At 68.4% G+C, this 25052-nt stretch carries 26 protein-coding genes; 8 read left to right on the top strand and 18 right to left on the bottom strand.

Annotated elements, in window-relative coordinates:
* Positions 1–10: 10 nt before the first annotated feature.
* The gene (locus FB475_RS26480; RefSeq protein ID WP_141859241.1) at positions 11–949 is read left to right on the top strand and encodes a TIGR03560 family F420-dependent LLM class oxidoreductase; all 939 of its coding nucleotides are present in this window, start codon (positions 11–13) and stop codon (positions 947–949) included.
* A 50-nt stretch (positions 950–999) separates the two neighbouring features.
* Here FB475_RS26480 and FB475_RS26475 read toward each other — a convergent pair whose 3' ends face one another.
* Complete coding sequence (locus tag FB475_RS26475) at positions 1000–3441, bottom strand: WD40/YVTN/BNR-like repeat-containing protein (RefSeq protein ID WP_185759442.1); 2442 nt, start codon at positions 3439–3441, stop codon at positions 1000–1002.
* Between the two features lie 110 nt (positions 3442–3551).
* Positions 3552–4001 (bottom strand): Lrp/AsnC family transcriptional regulator, encoded by a 450-nt coding sequence (locus FB475_RS26465; protein ID WP_141859238.1) that lies wholly within the window; start codon positions 3999–4001, stop codon positions 3552–3554.
* A 79-nt stretch (positions 4002–4080) separates the two neighbouring features.
* Between FB475_RS26465 and FB475_RS26460 the strand changes: the two genes are divergently transcribed.
* Positions 4081–4485, top strand: coding sequence for a DUF2000 domain-containing protein (locus FB475_RS26460; protein ID WP_185759441.1), 405 nt, complete (start codon positions 4081–4083; stop codon positions 4483–4485).
* On the opposite strand, the gene FB475_RS26455 is transcribed toward FB475_RS26460, so the two are convergent.
* The 11 genes from FB475_RS26455 to FB475_RS26405 all read right to left on the bottom strand — a co-directional run bounded on the left by FB475_RS26455 (position 4468) and on the right by FB475_RS26405 (position 14595).
* Positions 4468–5343: a sigma-70 family RNA polymerase sigma factor gene (locus FB475_RS26455; RefSeq protein WP_202878511.1), complete on the bottom strand. Its 876-nt coding sequence runs from the start codon at positions 5341–5343 to the stop codon at positions 4468–4470. The two genes, FB475_RS26460 and FB475_RS26455, sit on opposite strands and share 18 nt — an antisense overlap.
* Positions 5292–5723, bottom strand: coding sequence for a carboxymuconolactone decarboxylase family protein (locus FB475_RS26450; RefSeq protein WP_141859236.1), 432 nt, complete (start codon positions 5721–5723; stop codon positions 5292–5294). The genes FB475_RS26455 and FB475_RS26450 overlap by 52 nt, the downstream gene beginning before the upstream one ends.
* A gap of 67 nt (positions 5724–5790) precedes the next feature.
* The gene (locus FB475_RS26445; RefSeq protein ID WP_141859235.1) at positions 5791–6492 is read right to left on the bottom strand and encodes a hypothetical protein; all 702 of its coding nucleotides are present in this window, start codon (positions 6490–6492) and stop codon (positions 5791–5793) included.
* A gap of 69 nt (positions 6493–6561) precedes the next feature.
* Positions 6562–7728 (bottom strand): rod shape-determining protein RodA, encoded by a 1167-nt coding sequence (rodA, locus tag FB475_RS26440; protein WP_141859234.1) that lies wholly within the window; start codon positions 7726–7728, stop codon positions 6562–6564.
* Positions 7728–9779: a penicillin-binding protein 2 gene (gene mrdA, locus FB475_RS26435; protein WP_141859233.1), complete on the bottom strand. Its 2052-nt coding sequence runs from the start codon at positions 9777–9779 to the stop codon at positions 7728–7730. The genes rodA and mrdA overlap by 1 nt, the downstream gene beginning before the upstream one ends.
* Positions 9776–10312, bottom strand: a complete 537-nt coding sequence (mreD, locus tag FB475_RS26430) for a rod shape-determining protein MreD (protein ID WP_141859232.1) — start codon at positions 10310–10312, stop codon at positions 9776–9778. Before mreD ends, mrdA begins: the two co-directional genes overlap by 4 nt.
* A gap of 1 nt (position 10313) precedes the next feature.
* Positions 10314–11270, bottom strand: coding sequence for a rod shape-determining protein MreC (mreC, locus tag FB475_RS26425; RefSeq protein WP_141859231.1), 957 nt, complete (start codon positions 11268–11270; stop codon positions 10314–10316).
* A gap of 12 nt (positions 11271–11282) precedes the next feature.
* On the bottom strand, positions 11283–12311 hold the full coding sequence (locus tag FB475_RS26420; RefSeq protein WP_272952098.1) for a rod shape-determining protein: 1029 nt from the start codon (positions 12309–12311) through the stop codon (positions 11283–11285).
* Positions 12312–12460: 149 nt separating this feature from the next.
* Positions 12461–12871 (bottom strand): nucleoside-diphosphate kinase, encoded by a 411-nt coding sequence (gene ndk, locus FB475_RS26415; protein WP_141859230.1) that lies wholly within the window; start codon positions 12869–12871, stop codon positions 12461–12463.
* 3 nt (positions 12872–12874) lie between these two features.
* A complete protein-coding gene (locus FB475_RS26410) occupies positions 12875–13237 on the bottom strand; it encodes a DUF4233 domain-containing protein (RefSeq protein WP_141859229.1) in 363 nt (120 codons plus the stop codon).
* Positions 13234–14595 carry a bifunctional folylpolyglutamate synthase/dihydrofolate synthase gene (locus FB475_RS26405; RefSeq protein ID WP_141859228.1) on the bottom strand — a complete coding sequence of 454 codons (1362 nt, stop codon included), beginning with the start codon at positions 14593–14595 and terminating at the stop codon, positions 13234–13236. The genes FB475_RS26410 and FB475_RS26405 overlap by 4 nt, the downstream gene beginning before the upstream one ends.
* A gap of 74 nt (positions 14596–14669) precedes the next feature.
* On the opposite strand from FB475_RS26405, the gene valS reads away from it, so the two are divergent.
* On the top strand, positions 14670–17234 hold the full coding sequence (gene valS / locus FB475_RS26400; protein ID WP_141859227.1) for a valine--tRNA ligase: 2565 nt from the start codon (positions 14670–14672) through the stop codon (positions 17232–17234).
* Positions 17235–17378: 144 nt separating this feature from the next.
* Positions 17379–18095 (top strand): hypothetical protein, encoded by a 717-nt coding sequence (locus FB475_RS26395; protein WP_238332425.1) that lies wholly within the window; start codon positions 17379–17381, stop codon positions 18093–18095.
* Between the two features lie 57 nt (positions 18096–18152).
* Here FB475_RS26395 and FB475_RS26390 read toward each other — a convergent pair whose 3' ends face one another.
* A complete protein-coding gene (locus FB475_RS26390; RefSeq protein WP_141859226.1) occupies positions 18153–19079 on the bottom strand; it encodes an AEC family transporter in 927 nt (308 codons plus the stop codon).
* Between the two features lie 69 nt (positions 19080–19148).
* A complete protein-coding gene (locus tag FB475_RS26385) occupies positions 19149–19595 on the bottom strand; it encodes a MarR family winged helix-turn-helix transcriptional regulator (RefSeq protein ID WP_185759440.1) in 447 nt (148 codons plus the stop codon).
* A gap of 71 nt (positions 19596–19666) precedes the next feature.
* On the opposite strand from FB475_RS26385, the gene FB475_RS26380 reads away from it, so the two are divergent.
* Entirely contained in the window at positions 19667–20089 is a 423-nt protein-coding gene (locus FB475_RS26380; RefSeq protein WP_141859224.1) for a PPOX class F420-dependent oxidoreductase, read from the top strand.
* On the top strand, positions 20086–20547 hold the full coding sequence (locus FB475_RS26375; protein ID WP_141859223.1) for a nitroreductase family deazaflavin-dependent oxidoreductase: 462 nt from the start codon (positions 20086–20088) through the stop codon (positions 20545–20547). Before FB475_RS26380 ends, FB475_RS26375 begins: the two co-directional genes overlap by 4 nt.
* 70 nt (positions 20548–20617) lie before the next feature.
* On the opposite strand, the gene FB475_RS26370 is transcribed toward FB475_RS26375, so the two are convergent.
* The 3 genes from FB475_RS26370 to FB475_RS26360 all read right to left on the bottom strand — a co-directional run bounded on the left by FB475_RS26370 (position 20618) and on the right by FB475_RS26360 (position 23209).
* On the bottom strand, positions 20618–21220 hold the full coding sequence (locus FB475_RS26370; protein WP_141859222.1) for a TetR/AcrR family transcriptional regulator: 603 nt from the start codon (positions 21218–21220) through the stop codon (positions 20618–20620).
* Between the two features lie 93 nt (positions 21221–21313).
* Positions 21314–22168, bottom strand: coding sequence for an alpha/beta fold hydrolase (locus tag FB475_RS26365; RefSeq protein WP_141859221.1), 855 nt, complete (start codon positions 22166–22168; stop codon positions 21314–21316).
* Between the two features lie 45 nt (positions 22169–22213).
* Positions 22214–23209, bottom strand: a complete 996-nt coding sequence (locus FB475_RS26360) for an NADP-dependent oxidoreductase (RefSeq protein WP_141859219.1) — start codon at positions 23207–23209, stop codon at positions 22214–22216.
* Positions 23210–23398: 189 nt separating this feature from the next.
* Between FB475_RS26360 and FB475_RS26355 the strand changes: the two genes are divergently transcribed.
* A complete protein-coding gene (locus FB475_RS26355) occupies positions 23399–23854 on the top strand; it encodes a YbhB/YbcL family Raf kinase inhibitor-like protein (RefSeq protein WP_185759439.1) in 456 nt (151 codons plus the stop codon).
* A gap of 114 nt (positions 23855–23968) precedes the next feature.
* Complete coding sequence (locus FB475_RS26350) at positions 23969–24988, top strand: LacI family DNA-binding transcriptional regulator (RefSeq protein WP_141859217.1); 1020 nt, start codon at positions 23969–23971, stop codon at positions 24986–24988.
* Positions 24989–25052 lie beyond the last annotated feature (64 nt).

Here is a 25052-nt window from a genome sequence, read left to right as displayed (position 1 = left end):
TCGGTAGTGCATGACCAGTTTCAGTGTGTTTCTGCCGTCCGGGTTCGGGGGCGAGCTGGCCGGGCTCGAACCGACCGACGCGCTCCGCCGGGTGGTTGCGGTGGCGCAGGCCGCCGACGAGCTCGGGTTCCATGCCGTCTACGTGCCCGACCACCTGCATCCGATCCCGCCGTCGCAGGCGCCGCTGTTCGAGGCCTGGACGCTGATCACCACGCTCGCGACCGCCACGGACCGGGTCCGGCTCGGCCCGTTGGTGACGTCGAACAGCTACCGGAACCCGGCGCTGCAGGCCAAGATCGCGTCCACGATCGACGTCGTCAGCAACGGCCGGCTGATCTTCGGGATCGGGGCCGGGTGGTACGAGCCGGACTACCTCGGGTACGGCTACGACTTCGGTACGGCGGGCGACCGCTTGCGGCGCCTGGACCAGGCCGTGCAGCTGATCCGCCGGTTCTGGACCGAGGAGTCGGTCGACTTCGCCGGTGAGTACTACCGCGCCGCCGGCGGGATCAACCAGCCGAAAGGCATCCAGCAACCACGGATCCCGATCCTGGTCGCCGGAGCCGGCGAGCAGAAGACGCTGCTGACCGTCGCGCGCTGGGCCGACGCATCGAACATCATCGACTCACCCGACGTGCTCCGGCACAAGTACGACGTACTGCGCAAGCACTGCGCCGACGTCGGCCGCCCGTACGACGACATCCGGCGGACGGCGACCACGTCGTACATCCTGCGGTCCTCGGACGCCGAGGCGCGGGCCCAGGTCCCGCCCGGTGCCGAGTTCGCCTTCCCTGGCGACCTCGCGTCGTACGGGCTGATCGGGACCGAATCGACGATCCGGGACCGGATCGCCGCCTACCAGGACGCCGGCGTGCAGGAGCTCGTCGTCGGTTTCGAGAACGGGCTGGACATCGGCGAACTGCGCCGCTTCGCCGACCTCTTCCTGTGAAGCTCCAGCAATAGAGCGGGCGCGTCAGCCGGACCGACGCGCCCGTTCAGCTACTTCGGAGCGGGTGCCTTCCAGATACTGCGGCCGAACGTGGCCGCGTAGACGGTACTGCCGTCACCACTCACTTTGATGTCGAGGATCGACGTCTGCGGCAGACCGCGCGCGATCCGCGTCCAGTGCTTCTGCCCGGCGCGCATCGTGAACGCCCCGAAGTCGGTGGCAGCGTACAGGCGGCTGCGCACCGGATCGTAGGTCAGCATCTCCACCGGTGCGTTCGGAAGGTTGCTGCTGGCATCGGTCCAGGTGGCTCCGCCGTCGCGGGTCTCGAAGACCGACGCGGCCGCCGACCCCTCCCGGAACCCCGACAGCGCCACCCAGACGTGCTCCGGCTGCCGCGGATCGACCACTACGGCGTTGACCCAGCGTTCCGGCACCCCGGTCAGCTTGGTCCAGTGCGCGCCGAGGTCGTCGCTGCGCCACAGCAGTCCGTTGTCGGTGCCGACGTACAGCGTCTTCGAATCGCCGGCCACGCCGATCGCGCTGATCGTGTGGTAGCTGTTCGCGTACACCGGGTCCGATTCCTGCGTCGGCGGCCCACCGGCCAGGTCCGCGTCACCGGTCGGCGAGATCGCGGTGAAGGTCCGCGCACGATCGGTCGACCGGTCCAGCACGTTGCCGCCGAAGTAGACGATCGACGGGTCGTTCGGGTCGAACGCCATCGGCGCGTCGGTGGTGATCCTTGTGCTGTGCCGGGTCCCGAAGTTCCAGCTGGTCTCCGTGCCGTTGACGTCCTGGTGACCATGACACGTGCCCTGCTGCAGGCATTCGTAATAGGTGTTGTGGTCCTTCGGATCGATCAGCACCCAGTGCCCGTCACCGCCGCCGAAGGCGTTGAACTGGGTCAGGTCGCCCGGCGGGGTGGCCGCGGTCCAGGACCGTACGCTGCCGTTGTCCTGCAGCCCGGTGGCCAGCCGGTTCGGGTCGTCCTGCGCGACCGCGAGGTGGTACGACTGATTGAACGGTTCCACCTCGGAGTGCACGAACGTCTTGGTCGCGCCGTTCTGGTCCGAGCGGTAGACGCCGCCGTCGTTGCCGACGTACAGCCGGCCCGGGACGTTCGGGTCGTAGGCGAGCGCGTGCTGGTCGGCGTGCAGGCCGGACCGCGAGGTCCAGGTCTGGCCGCCGTCCGACGACGAGCGCATGTTCAGGTCCGCGCTGAACAAATGGTCCGGGTTCGCCGGGTCGACCCAGATCTTCGCGAACCACCACTCGTACCCGCTCCGGCCGCCGGCTTTCCCGCCCGCGCTGAACGTCGTACCGAAGTCGTCGGAGACGTAGAAGCCCTTGTCGGCGCCGTACTGCGTACCGGTGATCACGTACACGCGGTCCGGGTGGCTCGGGGCCACGCCGATCCCGATCCGGCCGAGGCTCGGGTCGCTGGTCAGGCCGCTCGCGTCGCCGTCGGAGAGCTTGGAGACGTTCTCGAGCCGGGTCCACGTCGTACCGCCGTCGTCGCTGCGGAACAAGCCTGAGCCGACGCCGCCGTACGTCCGGACCGCCGCGGTCCGGTGGTGGTCCCAGAGCGCCGCGAGCATCCGCTGCGGGTTGTCCGGGTCGATGACGACATCGACCGCACCGGTGGTGTCGTTCGGCGGTGCGAGCACCTGCTGCCACGTGTGGCCGCCGTCCTCGCTGCGGTAGAGGCCGCGCTGGGCGACCGGCCTGTACGGCGAGCCCGAGGCCGCGGCGAAGATCCGCCGGGGGTTCTTCGGGTCGACCGCGATCCGGCCGATGGCCGCGCTGCCGCGAAGGCCTCGGTTGTGCCAGGTCTTGCCGCCGTCGGCGGACGAGTAGATGCCGTCGCCGAAGAACGTCAGGCCGCCGCCGGGCGGGTTCGCCTCACCGGTACCGGCCCAGAGGGTGCCGTCCGGCCCGCGTTCGAGCGCGCCCATGGTCTGGTTCTGATCGGCCGGCCAGACAGGGGTGAACGTCTTGGACGCGTCCGTACTCCGCCAGACGCCGCCACCGGAGGCCGCGATGTAGACGGTGTCCGGCTGCGTCGGGTCGACAACCAGGCCGACGATCCGGCCGCCGATGTTCGACGGGCCGACGTACGACCACGCCTTCTTGCCGGCATCGTCCGGGATCTTCGCCGCCTGGTCCCGTGCCTGCCGGACCTGGTCGAGGCCGATGTCCTTGCCGGACGAGAACTTCGCCGTCAGGTAGTCCGCCGGTCCGGTCGCACCGGCGCCGGCCCGCTCGGCCAGCTCGAAGTGCGCGGCACAGATGGCCGGCATCCCCGCGGTCTCCGTCTCGCCTTCCTCGTCCGAGAACTGCCGTTCGACGCGTTCCCAGCCGGCCTGCGCCTTCTGCCCGAGGGACGGCGCCTGCGCCATCCCACAGGTGTCACTCGTCCCCGCCGCCGCGGCTCCGAACCCCGCCAGCACCACGGCCAGCGCCGTGACTCCCGCGATCTTCCTTCGTCGGCCCATAGGTCGACCTCCCGCTCCGCTCGGTGAATGAGCTGGGCAGGTCAGGTCCCCGCGCCTCACGCCCGGAACTGCTTCTACCCCGGTGTAGCCGCGCGGAAACAGACAGTGTCTTAGAGCGGCATGATTGTGGTACGGCGGTGGTGTTCGAACACGACCGAGCTGCGGATGTCGGCGATTTCTTGCCTCTTGGCGAGCGCAAGCACCAGGTCGCGGAGGGCCTGGGTGTCCTTGACCGCGACGTGGGCGAGGAAGTCGGTGCCGCCGGAGACCATGAACATGTCCAGAGTCTGCGGCAGGTCCATCACGTACGACTGGAACGCCGTCGCCACCGCCATCGCCTGCGGCCGGAGCTTGATCGAGATGATCGCCTGCGTGGAGCGATCGATGGCGTGCAGGTCGACGGCCGCGTGGTACCCGCTGATCACCCCGCGCTCGCGCAGTCCGCGGATCCGCTCCAGGCAGGTCGACGGCGCGATCCCGAGCTCGGCGGCCATCTCCCGGTTCGTCCGGCGGGCGTCGTTCTGCAGCATCCGCAGCAGCGCCGTATCAAGTTCGTCCATGACCACTATTTTGACAGCTTCACCGAACGATGTTCGGCCGACCGACCGCCGAGCCGCGCACCGCACTACCTTGACCACCGTGCTGACGAACAAGATGGTCGTGATCATCGCGGCCGAAGCCCCCATCGGCGTCGCCCTGAACACCGCCGCGCTGCTCGGCGTCGGCCTCGGCAGCCACCACGACGGCGCGGTCGGCCCCGAGACCACGGACGCCGCCGGTACGCCGCACACCGGGATGTGCGCGTACCCGATCCCGATCCTGCGCGCCGACGACCTGACCACGCTCCGCGCCCAGGCCGCCGCCCGCGACGACATCACGATCCACGACATGCACCAGGTCGCGCAGCAGGCCCGGACGTACGAGCAGATGTCCACAACGCTCGCCGGCACGAAGCCCGAGGACATCCAGTACCTGGGCATCGCCCTGTACGGCCCGCGCGCGTCGGTGGACTCGCTGACCGGAGCGCTACCCCTCTACCGCTGACAGCTTCGCCGGGTTCGCCTGCACCCGGATGCCGGTGATCAGCTCGCCGTCGGTGTCCAGGACCAGCACATGGTGGTTGCCTCGGACAACTACTTTCAGCGCCGGACCGGTGGCCAGCTCGATCGGTGTGACGGTCAGGTCCGGGTGGGCATAGATGTGGGCGAAGAAGTGCGCCACCTTCTGCCGCCCGGTGACGGGCTTGCGCGCGGCGCGGCGGCCACCGTTGGAGTCGGTCCAGGAGGTGACCGACTCCTTCAGCATCGACTCCAGCCGCGGCAGATCGCCATCGCGGGCCGCGGCGACGAAGTTCACCAGGAGTTGCCGCTGCTCGGCCGTGGACGGACGGTACCGCGGGCGGTCCTCGTCCAGCGCGTGCTGCGCGCGGCGGAACAGTTGCCGGCAGTCTTCCGGCGTACGGTCGAGGATCTCCGCGATCTCGTCGTACGGCAGGGTGAACGCGGTCCGCAGGACGTAGACCGCCCGCTGCGGCGGGGTGAGGCGCTCCATCAGGTGCAGGAGCGCCATCGACACGTCGTCCAGCTCGAACGCGTCGACGGGGACCGGTTCGGGCAGCCACTCGCCGACGTAGCTCTCGCGGCGCGCGGACCGGGTCCGCAGTACGTCGATCGACAGCCGCGTCACCACCCGCGTCAGGTACCGGCGCGGCTCGGCCACGTCGGCGCGATCGGCGGCGGACCACCGTACGTACGCCTCCTGCAGCACGTCCTCCGCGTCGTGCCAGCTGCCGAGCAACCTGTACGCGAGCCCGGCGAGCATGCCGCGCGCCGACTCGTACTCCTGCAGGATCAACCGGCCAGGTCCGGCTGCCTGCGGGTTGCTACGTTGAGACGGGTCCACAGGTTGATGGTGCCAATCGCGAGCAGCACGTTCGCGGCCCCCTCTTCACCGAACCGCTCGACGACCGCGTCCCATACCTCGTCCGGTACGCCGGTGCGCTCGAGGACCGTGACCGCGTCGGTCAACGCGAGCGCGGCACGTTCCCGTTCGTCGTAGAACGGCGACTCGCGCCAGGCCGCCAGCCCGAACAGGCGCTGGCTGGTCTCGCCGTCCTTCAACGCGTCGGTCGTGTGCATGTCCAGGCAGAAGGCGCAGCCGTTGAGCATCGACGCCCGCACCTTGATCAGGTGCAGCAGCGTGTGGTCCAGGACGCCCTGCACGTAGTTCTCCACGCCGTAAACGGCCCGGAAGCCGGCCGGCGAGACCTTGCTGAAGTTCATCCGCTCTTCCATACCGACACGACGGAACGCGGCTACTCCGGCGTGACAACGCCTGCTGTGACGCCGGTCACGAGACTTTCAGCGTCTGCCGGGCCTTGGTGACCGCGGCTTCGGTGGCCGGCTCCAACTCGCCACCTTGGCCGGCGAGTACACCGACCGACAGGATCACGTCGCCGACGCCGGTGACGAGGCCGGCGTACTCGAGACCGCGCTTCGGGCCGCTGACGCCGGTGAGCTGGAAGGCGAAGGGCTTGGTGCCGTACGCCGGGGCGGTGATCTTCTCGACCTTCATCGAGGTGTTGCCGGAGCCCGCGGTCTTCAGGATCACCTTGCTGCACGAGTCAACGGCGTCGGCGTAGGCGTCGCGCAGGTCGCTGACCGCGGCGGCCGTCCCCAGCGAGTCGAGGCCGTAGTCGATGTACGGGCCCTCCTGGCCGCCGGTGAACGTGCGGGTCACGCTCGCCTTCGCCCCGGGTGCCTTGGTGGCGTTCAGGTACTTGACCAGGGGCTTGCAGCGACTCGTCGGCGCGGAGAACGGCTTCGAACCGTCGTCCTCCTCGTGGTCGATGGAGAACCCGCTCGGCACGTCCGCGAGCACGAGCAGCGCACCGGTCAGCTCCGCGGTCGTCCGGGTGACGGGCGTGTCGGAGGCGGACGGCGTCGTACTGGGAGTCGTCGCGGTGGGCGGAGCCGCCGCTTTCTTGTCCTCACCACCGCAAGCGGTCAGCGACAGCGCGAGGGCGGCGGCGAGCGCAACGTACCTGTTCATGGGCCTTCCGGGGCTCTGGGCAGGGGGCCGAGCAGCCAGCAGCGTACCTGACGGGTCAGGTCGGGATGGTCAGTAGCGGTGCGAGCGGAGGTGGATGTTCTCCAACAGGCCGACCGCGAGCAGGCAGGCGAACATCGAGGAACCGCCGTACGACACGAACGGCAGCGGCAGACCCGTGACCGGCATGATCCCGAGCGTCATGCCGATGTTCTCGAACGCCTGGAACGCGAACCAGCAGACGATCCCGGTCGCCACCAGCCGGCCGAACGCGTCCCGTGCGTTGATCGCGATCCGCAGCCCGCGGAACAGGATGATCGCGAACAGCACGATGATCGCGCCGGCGCCGATCAGTCCGAGTTCCTCCCCCGCGACCGTGAAGACGAAGTCGGTGTGCTGCTCGGGGACGAATCCGTTCTGCGTCTGGCCGCCGTGGAACAGGCCCTGCCCGAAGACACCACCGTTGCCGATCGCGATCCGCGCCTGATTCACGTTGTACCCGATGCCCTGCGGATCCGAGGACGGGTTCGCGAACGCGATGAAGCGGTCGAGCTGGTAGCGCTTCAGGATGTGCGTACTGATCGCGATCGCCGCGACCACCACGCCCGCGGTGAGCAGCCCGAGCATCCAGCGTTTCGGTACGCCGGACACCGCGATGATCCCGAACACGATCGACCCGAGCACCATCACCGTGCCGAGGTCCGGCTGCAGCATCACCAGGATCACCGGTACGGCGGCGACCGCGACCGCCTGCGCGACGTCGATCGTCCGGGCGTCCTCGTGCCGGTCGGTCTCGCTCTTCTCCGCGATCAGCAGCGCCATGCCGACGATCACCGCGAGCTTGGCGAATTCACTCGGCTGGATCGACATGAACGGCAACTGGATCCAGGACCGCGACCCGTTGATGGTCGAGCCGACACCGGGCACCAGGACCAGGATCAGTCCGACGATCGAAGCGGCGTACAGCACCGGGGCGAGGATCCGGACCCGGCGGTGGTCGGTGACCGCGGCGCCGACCGCGAGCACCAGGCCGATCGCGAAGTTCAGCGAGTGCCGGATCAGGAACGCGTCCGGCTTCCCGCCGGTCAGCGACGTCTTGTTGTGGGTCGCGGACCAGATCAGCATCGCGCCGAGGAACGACAGTGCGACCACGGCGAACACGAGCACCCAGTCGACGTGCCACACCGTCGACCGGCGGTCCATCCGCGGCCGGGTCCGGATCGGAGTCAGCAATGCCATCAGTGCGCCGCCTTTCCCTGGGCAGGCGGCGCGGGCTTGATGTTGTACAGCGTCTCGTAGATCTTGCGGACCGCGTCACCACCGGCACCCGACCCGGTACCGGCCTGGCTGATCATCATCACCACTGCGTACCGATCGGTGTACGACGCGAGCCACGAGGTGGTCTGCTTGCCGTAGACCTCGGCCGTACCGGTCTTGGCGCGGACCGGGATCTTGTCCAGCGGGAAGCCCTGGAACTTCCAGGCCGCCGTACCCGAGATGGTGGTCTGCTTCAGCGCGGTGTCGATGTACTTCAGGTTGCCGGGTGACACCGGGAGCTTGGCCTTCACCACCGGCTTGATCTCGTGGGCCTTGCCGTTGGCGCCGATCCAGGACTGCACGACGCGCGGCTCGAAGAGCGTGCCGCCGTTCGACAGGGCGGAGTAGACCGTCGCGAGCTGCAGCGGGGTGACCGTCGTGTCGCCCTGGCCGATCGCGAAGTTCACCGCGTCACCGGCGCGGTACTTGTACCCGTCGACGCAGAACTCGCGGGAGAACTGCTTCAGGAACGCCGACGTCCCGGCGGGCGGATTCGCGGCGATCTTGCAGTAGTAGTCCTTCATCGAGTCGTAGTACGTCTTCTTCCACTTGCGGTCCGCGATCCGGCCGCTCGCCTCACCGGGCAGGTCGACGCCGGTCGGTTTGCCGAGGCCGAACTTCTGCGCCATCTCGACCAGCGGGTCGTGGGTGGTGATATCGCTCGAGTTCCCGCCTTCCCGCAGCCAGAGCGCGTACGCGATCCGGTAGAAGAAGGTGTCGCAGGACAGCGCCAGCGCCTGGTCGAAGCCGATCATCCCGTACGACGCGGACTCGTAGTTCTTGAACCTGCGGTTGCCGACCTCGAAGTACGACGAGCAGTCGAGCCGGGTCTTGGTGCTGTAGCCGGCGCCGAGTGCGGCCGAGGTGGTGATCGGTTTGAACGTCGATCCCGGCGCCAGCTGCGCCTGCAGAGCACGCGACACCAGCGGCGTCCCGGACTTCGCCGAGTACAACGCGTCGAGCTCACGCTGGCTGATGCCGCCCACCCACACACCGGGGTCGTACGTCGGGTAGCTCGCCATCGAGACGATCCGCCCGGTCTTGGTGTCCATCACCACCGCGGCGCCGGAGTCCGCGACGTACTTGCGGTGGGTCACCGGGTCGGTCTGCTTGCGCGCGGTCATGATCGCGTTCTTCAACTGGGCCTCGACCGACGCCTGGATCCGCGCGTCGATCGTGGTGACCAGCGTGGCGCCCGGGATCGGCGCGGTCTGCTTCTGGATACCGGTGGTGTAGCCGACGGCGTCGACGATGACGTCCTTCTCACCGGGAGTGCCGCGCAGGAGCTTGTCGTACGACCGCTCGACGCCGGCCCGGCCGACCAGGTCGGAGCGGTGCGGGACCGAGTCCTGTCCCGCCTTGTCCATCTCCTCGAGCTCTTCGGTGGTGATCGGCGACAGGTACCCGAGGATGTGCGCGGCGTTCACCTTGAACGGCTCCGGGTACGCCCGCAGGGTCTGGGAGTCGGCGGAGATGCCCGGGAAGTCCTCCCGGCGTTCCATCACGTCGATCGCAACTTGCTCGCTGACGTCCTTGGCAACCGGGATCGGCTGGTACGGCGTGCCGTTCCAGCAGGCGGGTGGTTTGGAGGCGCCGGGCTCACCGCACAACATCGTCCAGGCCTTCAGGTCCTTCGGCGTCTGACCGAGAACCTTCGCGAGGCGGGCGATGACGACGTTCTGCTGGCTCTCGGGGAGTTTGGCGAGCACGGAACGGTCGACGGTGATCATCAACGAGACCCGGTTGCCGACCAGCGTGCGGCCCTGCGAGTCGACGATCGTGCCGCGCGGGGCCGGGATCAGGACCTGACGGATGTGCTGCTGGTTCGCGGCCTGCGAGTAGTCGGCGCTGGACATCACCTGCATGTACCAGAGCCGGCCGAACAACGTGCACAGCAAGGAGAAAACCAGCACCCCGATCACGATCAACCGCAACCGGGCCTTGAGCGGCGCCTCGAAACCGTCCCAGCTCATGGGGCGACCCGGCGGCGTTCGCGGGCCGGCTTCACGCGGCTCATGATCCACATGACCAGCGGGATCACCACGATCGCGCCGACCACGTCGTACCCGGCGGAGATGCCGAGGCGCACGCCGAACTCGCTCCAGTCGACCGACGGGTCGTGCAGCAACGAGCCGGTCGCGGAGTACAGGAAGAAGGAGATCGCCGTGCCCAGCACGACAGTCAACGCGACACCGAGCGGACCGACCGGGCCCGTGGACGTGCGCTCGCGGCGGATCAGACCGGCGACGTACCCCGCGACGGCCATCGACAGCGCCCACCGCCCGGCCGTGTGATCGGCCGGCGGGACGACGTCCATCAGCAGACCGCCGACGAATCCGGCGATCGCACCCCACTCCGGCCCGCGGGACAGCGCCAGCGCGATCACCACGATCAGCGTCAGGTCGCACGTCACGCCGGCGACCGCGATGTGCGTCAGCACCGACGTCTGTAGCGTCACGGCGACCATCAGGAACAGGGCAGCCAGCCCGATGCGCAGCGCGATCAACTCAGCTCCCCTTTCCGGTGATCTGCTGGCGCGGCGGCCGGGCGGGCGGCCCGGTCACCACGCCTACGGTGTCGATCCGGGTCGGATCGACATACGGCTTGATGGTTGCGGTGGATCCGAGGGCGCCCTCGTTCGGCGTCACCGAGGTGACGACGCCGATCGGGACGCCCGGTACGTACGGTGCGTTGTTGCTGGAGCCCCAGGTGACGATCTTGTCGCCGACCTTGGGCCGTGCCTTCGGGTCGACGAGCTTGTAGTCGAGGGTGCCGGCCACGTCGCCGCGTCCGGAGACGAAACCGAGCGCCATCGTCGAGTTCAGCCGGCCGCCGACGGTCGAGTTGCGGTCGCCGATCAGCAGCACGGTCGCGGTCCCCTGGGTGGCTCGCACCACCCGGCCGACCAAACCGATCCCGTTCAGCACGGTCATGTCGGGACGCACACCGTCGGCCGTCCCGGCGTCGATCGTCACCGTGTGGCTGAACGTCTGCGCGCTGCCGATACCGATCACCCGGGCCGGCGTCATCGTGTACGCCGGTGCGACCTTGAGCAGGTCGTCCAGCTCCTGCGCGCGGTTGCGGGTGTAGTCGGTGGTGTTCAGCTGCCGGGTCAGGTCCTCGTTTTCCTTCTTCAGTTTTTCGTTCTCTGCTTTCAACCTATCCATTTCCGCGAAGCGGTCGCGGAGGTTGTCCACAGGCACCCGGGCCGACGTCGCGGTCGACTCGAGCGGACCGAACACGGCGGCCGCGCCCTCGCGCAACGGCTCGACCGGTGAACCGGCCGAGCGGCGAGCATCCAGCACGATCAGCGTGAGACAGGCCAGGATCACCAGCGCCAGCACGGATCGGCGGCGGCGCACGTCGCGCGGCGTACCGGCCGATCGCAGCGGTGTCTCGCCCGCCGAACGGAAAGCACTCCGGGTGGAGGTGCTCTTGGACGGGCCACCGAGATCTTTGAGCATTCGGTCGGTACCTCAGCGCCGGTTGTCGGTGACCAGGATGCGGTTGAGGGTCTCGATGTTGTCCACGCACTTGCCGGCGCCGAGCACGACGGCGTCCAGCGGGTTCTCCGCGACGTGGATCGGGATGCCGGTCTCGTGCCGCAGCCGCTCGTCCATGCCCTTCAGCAGCGCGCCGCCGCCGGTCAGCACGATGCCGCGGTCGACGATGTCGCCGGCCAGCTCCGGCGGGGTCTTGTCCAGAGTCGCCTTGACCGCGTCGACGATCGCGGTGATCGGCTCCTCGATCGCCTGCCGGATGTTCGACGAGGACACCTTCACGGTCCGCGGCAGCCCGGAGACCATGTCCCGGCCGCGGATCTCGCTGTCCGGGCCGTCGGTGGTCGGGAACGCCGACCCGATCGTCATCTTGATCTGCTCCGACGTCGCCTCGCCGAGCAGCAGCGAGAACTCCTTCTTGCAGTGGTTCACGATCGCCTTGTCGATCGCGTCGCCGGCCACCCGGATCGACTGGCTGGTGACGATGCCGCCGAACGAGATCACCGCGACCTCGGTGGTGCCGCCGCCGATGTCGACCACCATGTTGCCGGTGGCGTCGCGGACCTCGAGGTTCGAGCCGAGCGCGGCGGCCATCGGTTCCTCGATGATGTAGACCTTGCGGGCGCCGGCCATGTATCCGGCGTCGCGGACCGCGCGCTGCTCCACCGCGGTGATGCCGGACGGCACGCAGACCACGATCCGCGGCTTGGCGAAGTACCGCCGGCGGTGCACGCGCTGGATGAAGTACCGCAGCATCTGCTCGGCGGCGTCGAAGTCGGCGATCACGCCGTCCTTCAACGGCCGGATCGCGGTGATGTTGCCGGGCGTCCGGCCGATCATCTTCTTCGCCTCGTGCCCGAACGCGACCGCTTCCTGCGGCTCGTCCGTCCGGGTCGCGACCACCGACGGCTCGTTCAGCACGACGCCGCGGCCACGCACGTACACCAGGGTGTTCGCCGTTCCGAGATCGACCGCCATGTCGCGGCCGAGCATGCTGTTCGCCACCGCGGCACCTCCCACTCGGTCCCCGACCAGGCTAAGCGCTCCCGCGCCCGGCCTGTGGACCGACACGACCCGTCCGCCCAGGCACGTATCGTATCGGTCTCTTCACCTGCAGTCCGCATCGGCCTTTCGGCGAAGGGACCCCGAGGAGGTCAGGGCAGATCGGGGAACCAGATCTTGATCTCGCGGGCGGCCGACTCCTCCGAATCCGAGCCGTGCACGAGGTTCTCGCGGTTGGACAGCGAGAGGTCGCCGCGGATCGTGCCCGGGGCGGCCTTGCGGCCGTCGGTGGCGCCGTTCAGGGCCCGGACGACCTCGATCGCCTCGTCGCCCTCGAGGACGAGCGCGACCAGCGGGCCGCTGGTGACGAAGTCGCGCAGCGGCGGGTAGAAGGCCTTCTCGACGTGCTCGGCGTAGTGCTGGTCGGCCAGTTCGGCGTCGATCGTGCGCAGGTCCATCGCGACGATCGTGAGGCCCTTGGCCTCGAACCGGCCCAGCACCTCGCCGACCAGGCCGCGGCGGACCGTGTCGGGCTTGAGCAGGACCAGGGTGCGCTGCGACATCTGTCAACTCTCTCTCGAAGTAGTCGGGGCGGCAGAGCCTAGCTGTTGGTGTGTTCGTTTGGCCTCCTCGATGCGGCGGCCTAGGACGATCGCCGCGACCCAGAAGGCGGCGAAGGCCAGGCCGAGGACGAACATCACCGGTACGACGAAGCCGAGGCCGACGGCGCCGACCTGGACGAGCGAACCGAGCACGTAGCCCGCCTGGAAGCGGAGCAATCCGGCCGAGAGCAGCGCCAGTACGAAAAGACCGAGGCAGATCGGGACCGCGACTGCGGGGCGGACGCCCGCGATCGAGATCATCACCGGGGTGACGAGGGCGAGGACGACGGACTCGAACGCGAGCACGATCGAGGCGAGCGACCTCATCGCTTGTCGTCCTTCGGTTTCCGCACGAGCAGTGCCCGCGCCTCGCCGGCGGTGATCACCGAGCCGGTGATCAGTACGCCGCCACTGCCGAGCGCGACCGCGCCTTCCTCGGCGAGCCGGATCGCGTCGTCGATCGCGTCGATCAGGTGCGGGCGGACGAGTACCCGTTCCTCACCGAAGACCTCCGCGGCGAGCTCGCCCAGTTCCTCGGCGGGCATCGAGCGCTCGACGAAGCTGTTCCGGGTGCAGACCACGGTCTCCATGATCGGCTCGTACGCCTCGAGGACGCCGTACACGTCCTTGTCCTTCATGCAGCCGAGGACGCCGATCAGCGGCTGGAACTGGAACGCCTCCGACACCGCGGCCGCGGTGGCCTCGGCGCCGTGCGGGTTGTGCGCGGCGTCCACCACGATCGTCGGGCTCTGCCGGACGACCTCCAGCCGGCCCGGGCTGGTGACCTGCTCGAAGCCGGCCTGCAGCAGCTCGGTGGTGACCCGGCCCTCGGTCTCGGGGCTCGCGCCGAGCAGCGCCTCGACGGCGGCGACCGCGACCGCGGCGTTGTGCGCCTGGTACTCACCGTGCAGCGGGACGAAGAGTTCGTCGTACTCCGCTCCGAGGCCCTTGATCGACACGACCTGGCCGCCGACCGCGAGCGTCCGGCTGACGACGCCGAACTCGATCCCCTCGCGGGCGACCTGGGCGCCGACCTCGGCGGCCTTGCGGAGCAGTACTTCGAAGACGTCGAGGCTCTGCTGGGCCATCACGACCGTGCCGCCGGGCTTGATGATGCCGGACTTCTCGCCGGCGATCGTGACCGGATCCGCACCGAGCAGGTGCGCGTGGTCGACCGCGATCGGCGTGATCACCGAGACCGTGCCGTCGGCGACGTTGGTGGCGTCCCAGGTGCCGCCGAGGCCGACCTCGATCACCGCCACGTCGACCGGGGCGTCGGCGAAGATCGCGAACGCCATCCCGACCATCGCCTCGAAGAACGTCAGCGGGTTCTCCTGCTCGGCATCAACGACGTCGAGGTACGGCGCGATCTCCTCGTACGCCTCGACGAAGCGCTGTTCGCTGACCGGTTCGCCGTCCAGCGTGATCCGCTCGGTCACTTTTTCCAGGTGCGGGCTGGTGAAACGGCCGGTGCGGAGACCCGACTCGCGCAGCAGGGTGTCGATCATCCGCGCGGTCGACGTCTTGCCGTTGGTGCCGGTCAGATGCACCACCGGATAGGCCTTCTGGGGGTCGCCGAGCAGCTCGACGAGCCGCCGGACGCGCTCCAGGGTGGGCTCGATCTTGTGCTCCGGCCAGCGCGCCTGGAGCCGTGCCGATACCTCGGCGAAGGAGAGGTCACTCATCAGAACGCCAAGTCTAGGTGGGGCTGTGGATAAAGCGGTCGGAGCACCCCTTGACAACCACTAACATTGTGCGCATGAGCCAGACGTCCCGTGTTCCAGACAAGCCCAGCCTCGACGGCCTCGAGGAGAAGTGGGCTGCGGTATGGAAGGAGCAGCAGACCTACGCCTTCGACCGCACCGCCGAGCGTGCCGATGTGTATTCCATCGACACGCCGCCGCCGACGGTCTCCGGGTCGCTGCACGTCGGGCACATCTTCAGCTACACCCACACCGACCTGGTCGCGCGGTACCAGCGGATGCGCGGCAAGAAGGTCTTCTACCCGATCGGCTGGGACGACAACGGCCTGCCGACCGAACGCCGGGTGCAGAACTACTACGGCGTCAAGTGCGACCCGTCGCTGCCCTACGACCCGGACTTCACCCCGCCGGAGAAGCCGGACCCGAAGAAGCAGGTCCCGATTTCCCGGCAGAACTTCGTCGACCTGTGCGGTGAGCTCACGCACATCGACGAGCGTGCGTTCGAGGCGATGTGGCGCCAGGTCGGCCTGAGCGTCGACTGGTCCTACCTGTACACCACGATCTCCGAGGACTCCCGGCGTACGTCGCAGCGCGCCTTCCTGCGCAACTTCGCCCGCGGCGAGGCGTATCTGGCCGAGGCGCCGACGGTCTGGGACGTCACGTTCCAGACCGCGGTCGCGCAGGCCGAGATGGAAGCCCGGCCGTATCCGGGCGCCTATCACCGGGTCGCGTTCCACGGCGCCGACGGGCCGATCTACATCGAGACCACCCGTCCGGAGCTGATCCCGGCGTGTGTCGCGCTGATCGCGCACCCCGACGACGAGCGGTACAAGCACCTCTTCGGGACGACGGTGAAGTCGCCGCTGTTCGGTGTCGAGGTCCCGGTCCTCGCGCACGAGGCCGCCGAGATGGACAAGGGCGCCGGCATCGCGATGTGCTGCACGTTCGGCGACCAGACGGACATCCAGTGGTGGCGCGAGCTGCAGCTCCCGGTCCGTACGGTGATCGGCCGCGACGGCCGGCTGCTCCGCGAGACCCCGGCGTGGCTCGAGGGTTCCGACCTGTACGCCGAGCTCGCCGGCAAGACCGTCTTCAGCGCGCGCGAACTGATCGTCCAGAAGCTGCGCGAGAGCGGCGAGCTGGACGGCGAGCCGAAGAAGACCGAGCGGATGGCGAACTTCTACGAGAACGGCGACAAGCCGCTCGAGATCGTCTCCACCCGGCAGTGGTACATCACCAACGGCGGCCGGGACGCTGCGCTCAAGCAGGAGTTCATCGAGCGCGGCAACGAGCTCGCCTGGGTCCCCGAGCACATGCGCCACCGGTACCTCAACTGGGTCGAGGGGCTGAACGGCGACTGGCTGATCTCCCGCCAGCGGTACTTCGGCGTCCCGTTCCCGGTCTGGTATCCGCTGAACGCCGACGGCGAGCCCGACTACGAGCACCCGCTGATGCCGTCCGAGGCCGAGCTGCCGATCGACCCGACCTCGCAGGCCCCCCGTGGGTACGACGAGTCCCAGCGCGGCAAGCCGGGCGGTTTCGAGGCCGACCCGGACGTGATGGACACCTGGGCGACGTCGTCGCTGACGCCGCACATCGTCTGCGGGTGGGAGCGCGACGACGACCTGTTCCGCCGTACCTTCCCGATGGACCTGAACACGCACGCACACGAGATCATCCGGACCTGGCTGTTCTCCCGCGTCGTCCGCGCGCACTTCGAGAACGGCACGCTGCCGTGGGCACGGTCGATGATCTCCGGGTTCGTCGTCGACCCGGACCGGAAGAAGATGTCGAAGTCCAAGGGCAACGCGGTCGTGCCGTCGGAGATCCTGGAGAAGTTCGGCTCCGACGCCGTTCGCTGGCGCGCGGCGATGGCGCGCCCGGGTCTGGACTCGCCGTTCGACGAGTCGCAGATGAAGGTCGGCCGGCGGCTCGCGATCAAGGTCCTGAACGCGTCGAAGTTCGTGCTCTCGTTCGGCGCGACCGAGGAGGACCCGTCGGCGGTCGTCGCCGCCGACCCGGCTGCGGTCACCGAGCCGATCGACCTGGCGATGCTGCAGCGGCTGCGATCGGTCGTCGTGGACGCCACCGCCGCCTTCGACCGGTACGACTACACCGGTGCACTGGAGGTCGCGGAGCGGTTCTTCTGGACGTTCTGCGACGACTACGTCGAGCTGGTGAAGGAGCGCGCGTACGGCGGCCAGGGCGACGCACTTGCTGCCTCGGCGAAGGCTGCGCTGGCGGTGGCGTTGTCGGTCCAGTTGCGGTTGCTCGCGCCGTACCTGCCGTTCGCGACCGAGGAGGTCTGGTCGTGGTGGCAGGAGGGTTCGATCCACCTGTCGTCCTGGCCGACACCCGAGGCTGACCTCGCGGTGGCGGAGCAGCCGGCCGAGGTGCTCGACGCGGTGTCCGAGGTCCTCGCGGGGATCCGTGGCGCGAAGTCCGAGGCGCAGGTGTCGATGAAGACCGAGGTCTCGAAGGTCGAGGTCACCGGCCCCGCCGCCCGCCTCGCCCTGGCCGAACGAGCCGAACCCGACCTGCGCGCCGCCGGCCGGATCACCGGCGAGATCGTCTGGAACACGGACGACTCCGATGCTGTCAAGGTCGTCGCAACCCTCTGACCGCACCCACCAGGTGCCCGTCCCCCGTTCGCTCGGGAGACGGGCACCTTCTGCATTCGACTACCCTGCGGGGTCGGTTTGTCCGGATGTGGAACCATCAGACCAACCGCACCCCGCGACCCGCACGTCCGAGGAGCCACCCCGATGACCGACCCCACCAACCCGCCGACCCCCAGAACCCCGACCCCCGCCGACGACACCACCGAACTCGCTCCTGTGCCGGCCGACCCCAAGACAGCTGCAGGCAGGCAGGACGCCGGCGGCTCGGTGAAGGCCGAGGGGGCCGTCGCGGACGGTGGTTCTGTGAAGACCGAGGCGGGTGCTGACGGGAAGAAGGGGCGGCGGTCCTGGGCGCCTTGGGTGACCGTGGGTGGGGCCCTCGTGGTGCTGGCGCTGCTGGCAGTGGCCGGTTACGCGTGGGGTCTGGGCCCGCTGAGCCGGCTGAACGCCGAGCGGTCGATCACGCCGCCGGCGAAGCTCGCGGGGCTGGACCGGATCACCGACCCGGAGATCCGCAGCCGCGCGCAACTCGACCAGACCCGCGAGGCGCTGAGCCGGATCAACGACGGCAAGAAGGTGATGGTCGAGGCGTACGGCAGCCTCGACGGTGACCGGTTCTACGTCCTGATAGCGCTCCGCGGCCGCGTCGACATCGACAAGGTCATCGCCGATTCCGGTGCCACCGCCGACAAGGTGAAGAAGATCGGCTCCACCACCTGCATCGAAACCGCCGGCAACCTCCCCACCCAGTGCTACCGCGGCTCCAACACCCTCACCGTCATCGCCCAGTCCGCCAACGAAGGCGTCAACGTCGACCAAGTAGCCCCCGTAGCCGAAGAAGCCTACAAAGCCATGCACTAGCAGCCAGAAGACAACCAAATTTGGCACGTTCATTTTTGGCTGTCTCCTGCGCTGAAGTCAGGTCAGGAGGCCTGCGATCAGGATCATGATGGGGATGGACAGGAGGGTGCTGAGGAGGACGGCGCTGCGGGCCAGGGTTCGGCTGGATCTGTAGTGGACGGCGTAGACGTAGACGTTTTGGGCCGTTGGTAGGGCTGCCAGGAGGGTGGGGGCCAGTAAGGCGGGGCCGTGGAGGTCCAGGAGCCAGCGGGCGATCGTGTAGGCGAGCAGCGGTTGGGCGAAGGTTTTCAGGGCTACGGCCAGTACGACGTCTCGGCGCAGGGTGATCGAGTCCTTGGTGCCGGCGCTCAGACTCAGGCCGTAGGCGATCAGCGCGACCGGTACGGCGGCCGCGGCGATCAGGTCGATCGGGCGCATGACCGGGGCGGGCAGACGTACGCCGAGAAGCGACACAAGCAAGCCCAGGAGCGAGGCGACCGTGAGCGGGTTGCGGAGTGGGCGAGTCACGATCGTCTTCACCGAGACGCGGCGGCCGCTCCCCTGGCGGTCGCCGTCCAGTACGGCGAACGCGATCGGCGCCATGATCAGCACCTGGAACAGCACGATCGGCGCGACCAGCGCCCCGTTGCCGAGCACGTAGGCGGCGACCGGTACGCCGAGGTTGCCGGCGTTCACGTACGACGAGGCGAGTACGCCGATCGTCGCCTGCGACCGGCTGCGCCGCCAGATCACCGCCGCGACCAGCAGGAACACCGCCTGCACCACGAACAGACTGACCAGGTTGGTGACCAGTACCACCGAGAAGATCGACTTCAGTTCGGCCCGCGCGACGGTGGTGAACAGCAGCGCGGGCGTCGCCACGAAGAACGCCAGCCGCGAGAGGACCAGTTCGTCCTCGGAGCGCAGTACACCGAAGAGCCCCACGACGTACCCGAGAACGGCCACTGCGACCAGCGCCGCGAAGGCACCGATGACGGCCGACATCTCAGGAACTCAACGGACTGGACACGCCCTCGATCGTAAAGGCAAACGCTGTCCGCAGCCCCGGCCTGCTCATCCGCCGGACGGTGACGTGCGGCACCTCATGATGATGCCCTGGACCGTGCTGCGGAACTGCTCGCGGTCCCCCTCCGGGATCGGGTCGATCAGCCGGCTCAGCACCTCGCCCATCTCGCGATGGAACGCGGACGCCGCCCGCCGCCCCTCCTCGGTCAGCGTCACCTGGACCGCCCGCCGGTCCCCCGGTACGGCGGAACGCACGGCCAGTCCGCGCTTCTCGATCCGGTCCATGAGCCCCGTCAGCGCGGCCTTCTCGACGCCGAACAGCTGCGCCAGCTCGGCCATCCCGCGCGGTCCGCCGATCAGTACACACAACAGCTTGGCCTGCACCGGCGTCAGCTCGTGGCGCTCGGACACGTTCGCGTAGATCCCCTGGACGAGCGTCATCAGCTGGATCAGCCCGGTCCCGGTGTCCAGCTGCTCGGCCCATGTCTCACTCACGGAACTACGGTACATGGCATGTATGGTTAATTCCGCGTACAGTTAACGCCATTAACCATCGAGGAGGACCGATGTCATTCAGCGACGAGGAGCTCGAGTACCTGCGCACCCAGCGGATCGCCCGGATCGCGACGGTCGGCACCGACGGCCAACCCGACGCCGTCCCGGTCGGCTTCGAGTACGACGGAAGCCACCTGTTCATCGGCGGCTTCGACCCAGCAAAGACGCGGAAGTTCCGCAATGTCCAGGCCGGCAACACCAAGGTCGCGGTGATCCTCGACGACCTGCCGTCGACCGATCCGTGGGTGCCCCGCTACCTTCGGATCTACGGCGAGGCCGAGCTCGTCGAGCGCCAGGGCCGGTTCGGCCCAGGTACGTACCTGCGAATCACGCCGACGATCTCCTGGAGCTTCAACCTCGAGGGCAAACCCTTCGGGCACGGCGACCAGATCAGCACCAACCGCACAGTGCACACCGAAGTGGAGTCCGGATGAGCTTCGACACCCAGGCCGGCACTCACGGGGCCTGGCAGCCCAGGGGACGGGCGCTGCAGTGGATGAACGGCCTGGTCAAGCTGCTGCTGCGGCGCTCTCGTCGCGGCAAGGTCGGAGGATTCGACATGCTCGTGCTGCGGACCATCGGCCGCAAGTCCGGCACCGAGAGGCAGACCCCGGTCAGCTGGATCCCGGCGCCCGACGGCAGCCGCCTGATCATCGCGTCCGCCTGGGGCGGCCAGGGGAACCCGGACTGGTACTACAACCTCGCCGCGAACCCTGATCAGGTCCGCATCGACGTCGACGGCGGGACGGTCGACGTACGGGCCGAGCAGTTGCACGGCGCGGAGCGTGACGAGGCGTGGCAACAAATCGTCGCGACGGCGCCACGGTTCGCGGAGTACCAGCAGAAGACCGATCGGGAACTTCCGGTGATCCGGCTGGTCGAGCAACGCTGAACCCTGATCCGGACGATGCTCGCGAGCGTGCGACGGCCGCACCACGCCGGCAACCTCGCCGGCGACGGCATCAGCGTGGGAGCACGGCGCAGAGTTGGCGTTCGATTTCCTGGAGGATGTCGTCGACGGGCCTGGTGGCGTTGATCGTCGCAGCCATGCTGATGAACATGACCGCGGAGACGACGTGGGCGAGGGCCCCGGCGTCGTCCGCAGTGATGCGCTCGTCGCGCTGCAGAACGTCGGCGATCGCTTCTTCGGTCTGCACAGTCAGCAGAAGCGCCTCGCGGTGGTGGGGTTCCTCGGGGTCGCCGAAGACGATCTCGCGCAGGTAGGTCCGCCCGTTGTCGACCTGTTTGCGGTTGCATTCCACGACCGGGCGGACTATCGCCATCACCGCATCGAGTACGTCGGGGATGCTCTCGGCCGCGGACCTGCCCTGAGCGAGCGCATCGGCGTACGTGGAGTTCTGCACCAGCAGCAGGAGCTCTCCCTTGCTCTTGGCGTAGAGGAACAGCGTGCCCGCACCGATGTCGGCCTTGTCGGCGATCTCCTGAGTAGTGACCTCGTCGACGCCGCGGTCGGCGAAGAGTTCCCGGGCGGCGGCGGTGATGCGGTCCAGTTTCTGCTGCTTGTTCCGCTCGCGCCGTCCGGCCGGCTGGGAGGCGAGGGGCATTGATGCCGTCCTTGTCTGCTGTGGGCTCCTGCTGTGCGGCGGACTGTGCCGGCGCTCATTCTTCCATGGCGACAAGCGCAGCCTCCGGGAGGTTTATCGGGTGAGGAAGTCGACGGCGGCGGGGGCGAACTTGTCGTGGTACTGGAAGATGCCGCCGTGGCCGGAGTCGGGGTAGATGATCAGTTCGCTGTTCTTGATCCGCCGGTGCAGGTCGTCGGAGAGGATCGAGGGCACCATGCGGTCGTTGTCGCCGTTGGCGATCAGGGTGGGCTGGGTGATCTTCGACAGGTCGTCGGGCGTGCCGCGGCCCCACTTCTTGATCGCCTTCAGTTGCGTCTGGAACGCCTTGACCTTGATCTCTGCGTCGCGGTCGGTGGTGCGTTCCTCGAGCCGGTTGACGAAGGCACGCGCCGCGGGCCTGCCGGTGGCGTTGCGGTTGAAGAACAGGAATTCCTTGGGGTCGGACCGGGTCAGGGTGGCGCGCACGATGTCCCAGTAGGTAGTCCGGGCGACCTTGTCCATGTCTTTGCCGCCCTTCGGCCCGGTGCCGGTGAGGACGAGCTTGCGGACCAGGTCGGGGTGCTTGACCACGAGGGCCTGAGCGATCATGCCGCCGAGCGAGAAGCTGAAGATGTCGACCTTGCCGTAGCCGAGCGCGGTGATGAAGGCATAAGCGTCGTCGGCCATCGCCTCGACGCTGTCGGGCACCCGGCCGGTGGAGGCGCCGACACCGCGGTTGTCGAAAGCGATCACGTGACGGCCCTTGGCGATCGGATCGATGATGCGCGGGTCCCAGTTGTCGAGGGTCCCGGCGAGGTGGACGAAGAAGACGACCGGGATGTCACCCTTCGGTCCCAGTTCGCGGTACGCGTAGGTGACGCCGCCGGCGTCGACGGTGCGGGCGGGCGCGTCTTTGTAGGCGATGATGACGTTGTCGTTCGCATTCATGGTGTCTGTCCTGCTTCCTGGTTGGTGTTTGATGAGTGGTGTCGGTCAGGGCCTGCTGATGACGGCCTTGCCGCGGAAGCCGCCTTTGCCCAGCGCCTGCACGGCCTCCGCTGTCTGGTCGAAATCGAAGACCTGTCCGACGACGGGCCGCAGGGAGCCGCTGTCGACGAGGGCAGTGATCTGGCGCAACTGGTCACCGCTGGCTCGCATGAACAGGAACTCGTAGGTCACGCCGAGGCGCCGGGCCTGGCGGCGGATGCGGCTGCTCAGGGCGGACATCACCAATCGGAGCACTGGATTCGCGCCGAGCTCGCGGGCGAACGCCGCGTCAGGCGGACCTGCGATCCCGATGGCCTTGCCCCCGGGGCGCAGCACCCGCAGTGACTTCTCGAGGTTCTTTCCGCCGAGGCTGTCCAGCACCAGGTCGTACCCGTCGAGGATCTGTTCGAAGTCCTGACTGCGGTAGTCGACGACGATGTCCGCCCCCAGGCTGCGCACGAAGTCCGCGTTGCCCCCGCTAACCGTGGTGGCGACCGTCGCGCCGAGGTGCTTCGCGAGCTGGATCGCTACTGTCCCGACTCCGCCCGCGCCGGCGTGGACAAGGACCCGCTGCCCCGGCTGCACATTGCCCCGCTCGACGAGCGCCTGCCACGCAGTCAGCGCAACCAGCGGTAACGAGGCCGCTTCCACGGCATTGATCGACACAGGCTTGAGCGCCAGGTCGTCCTCGGCCACCGCGATCCGCTCCGCGAACGTCCCGATGCGGTCCTTGCCGGGCCGTCCGTACACCTCGTCGCCGACCCTGAATTCCTGCACTTTCGCGCCGACGCCGATGACCGTTCCGGCGACGTCGTTGCCGAGAATCTGCGGCAGTTCGTACGGCAGCACCCGTTTGAACTCCCCGGCCCGGATCTTCTCGTCGAGCATGTTCACTCCGGCCGCCCGGACTTCTACCAGCACGTCACGGTTCCCGACCACGGGCTCGGGCACGTCCGCCTGCCGCAGCGGCTGCTTGTACTGATCGACGACGAACGCCCGCATGACGAATTCCTTCTGTTGGCCTTGTCTGAGTTGACTCAATAATGAGCGCACTCAGTTAATTTGTCAAGCAGCCCCTCACGCATCGGCGGACGTAGGGTGGGAACCGTGCGACTGCGGCTACTGCTGTGGCTGACCGTTCTTCTCGCGACGACCGCCTGCAGTGGCGGCGAACCCGGGAAGGAGCCTGGCGTGACTGCGCCTGCGAGCATCGAAGTGACCAGTACGGCGTTTCGTGAGGGTGGGGCGATTCCGCGGAAGTACACGTGCGACGGTGCCGGTACGTCGCCTCCGTTGGCCTGGCGCGGGACGCCGGCGGCCGCGAAGGCGCTCGCGATCGTCGTGGACGATCCGGATGCGCCGAGTGGGACCTTCACGCACTGGATCGTGCTCGATCTCGATCCGAAGGTCACGTCGCTCGAAGAAGGCGCACCACCGCCCGGCGGGAAGCAGGCGAGCAACTCGGCCGGTAAGGCGTCGTACTTCGGGCCGTGCCCGCCGAGCGGCACGCACCACTACCGCTTCACGGTCTACGCGTTGTCCGCGCCGACAGGTCTCGCGGCCGGCGCCAAGCTCGGTGCGGCACTACAGGCGATCAACAAGAACGCCATCGCCAGCGGCCGCCTGACCGGCCTTTACCAGCGCTGAAGCAGCGCTGAACCAGGGCTGCAGATCTGTGCCCCAGGTCACAGTTGGGTCTCCACCCATTGACTCTCTGACTACGTAGACACATTCTGACTACGCAGTCAGAGCGGAGGACGGATGAGCGAGACCAAACCGAGCAGCACCGATGTCGCGCGGCTCGCGGGCGTCTCGCAGAAGACCGTGTCCCGGGTGCTGAACGGCGAGCCGTACGTGAAGGAAGAGGTCCGGCTCCGGGTCCAGGCCGCCGTACGCCAACTCGGGTACCGCCGCAACGACGCTGCCCGCGCACTCAACTCGGGCAAGACCAAACGGATCGGCGTGGTCTGTCTCGGTACGGCGCTGTTCGGCCCGTCGACCCAACTGGTCGCGATCGAGCAGACCCTCCGGACGACCGGCTACTCGGTCAGCATCGTGAACACGCTCGAAGGCGACACGATCGCCGATGTGGTCGAGCACCTGCTCGAACAGGGTGTGGACGGCATCATCCTGTCCGAACCGATCGACGAGGGCGACGGCGTGCGGATCGACGTCGACGTCCCGGTGCTCAGCTTCGGCCGGTTCCCCGGACTGAGCGCCAATCCGAGCATCGACACCGGCGGCGACAACATCACCGCCGGCCGGTCCGCGACCGAGCACCTCCTCGGCCTCGGGCACCGTACCGTCTGGCACGTCGCCGGCCCGCAGCGATGGTGGGCGGCACGCGACCGGCTGGCAGGCTGGCGGCAGGCCCTGGAGAACGCCGGCGTGCCCGAACCGCCTGTACTGGAAGGCGATTGGCTCCCTGCCTCCGGCTACGAAGCCGGCCGGGAACTGGCCGCGAACCCCGATGTCACCGCGGTCTTCGTCGCCAATGACGACATGGCCATCGGTGTACTGCGGGCCCTGACCGAGGCCGGCCGCTCCGTCCCCGGCGACGTCAGCATCGTCGGCTTCGACGACATCCCGACGGCGGCCTACCTGACACCACCACTCACCACGATCCCGCAGGACTTCGACGTCCACGTCGCGCGCGGGATCGCCAATCTGGTCACGGAGATCGAGTCGCCGGCCGGCGGCCACTCTCCCCTTCCGGAGCCGCCACCGCTCCGGCTCGTCGTCCGTCAGTCGACCGCAGCACCACCAAGCACGGCGTCCTGACGCCGTTCCCCTGGCCGGGCACGCCTTTGTCGAGGTCGGTGCCTGGGCACCGCCTTGCCATTCG

The organism is Kribbella jejuensis (genome assembly GCF_006715085.1).
Lineage (GTDB): Bacteria > Actinomycetota > Actinomycetes > Propionibacteriales > Kribbellaceae > Kribbella > Kribbella jejuensis.
Note: the sequence above shows the minus strand (reverse complement) of the source record. Positions and strands in the feature narration are given on the sequence as shown.